The 795-nt window shown below is 65.5% G+C and carries 1 protein-coding gene; it reads right to left on the reverse strand.

Going from position 1 to position 795, the window contains the following annotated elements; genetic code table 11:
• The coding region (locus tag ACNPM4_RS18240; protein ID WP_448986657.1) for a molybdopterin-dependent oxidoreductase at nt 1-795 on the reverse strand (795 nt) is incomplete at both ends.

Below are 795 nucleotides of genomic sequence, written 5' to 3' on the forward strand. Positions count from 1 at the left end.
GCGAGGAAGGCCATCTTCTGAACGGTGTGCTTCTCGAGTGCGTGAAAGCCCTGCACAGCGAGGCGGCCGTTGCTCGTGCCCGAGAACGCGAGGATCATCTCGCACGCCCGACGATCGTCGTCGAGGCGCACCGATCCGGCATACGGTCCTGCCTCGACGACGCCGTTGCTCCGTTTGAGCTTCTCGATCTCGGGCTCGGCACGGTACGTGATGCCCTTGGTGGTCATGCCCAGCTTCTGTGTGAGCGGTCCGAGCGCCTTCCACCTGTCGAAAAGATTCGGATAGTCCCGCTCGACGACGATCAGCTTCGGCATGGTCACACCCGGCACGCGGGGCAGATCCTGCACCGTGCCGTGGGGCGTCGCCATGGCATCCGGGGTGTCGTGCTGCAGGGGCGCCGCCACGAGGTCCCGCCGCACACCCAGGTGCGTGCGGGCCATCTCGCTGAACTTCTCCGCCAGCATCCCGAACGTGTCGAAATCGGTCTTGGTCTGCCATGGCGGCGCGATCGCCGGGTTGAACGCATGGATGAACGGGTGCATGTCGGTCGACGAGAGATCATGCTTCTCGTACCAGGTCGCCGCCGGCAGCACGATGTCGCTGAAGAGCGTGGTGCTCGTCATGCGGAAATCCGCCGTCATCAGCAGATCGAGCTTGCCCTCCGGAGCCTCGTCCCGCCAGGTCATGGTGGTCGGGCGCGAGCCCGGCGCTGTTTCGTCGGCGCGGATCGCCGCGTCGGTGCCGAGCAGATGCTTGAGGAAGTACTCGTTGCCCTTGCCCGAGGAGCCGAGGATG

The organism is Microbacterium umsixpiens (assembly GCF_053543675.1).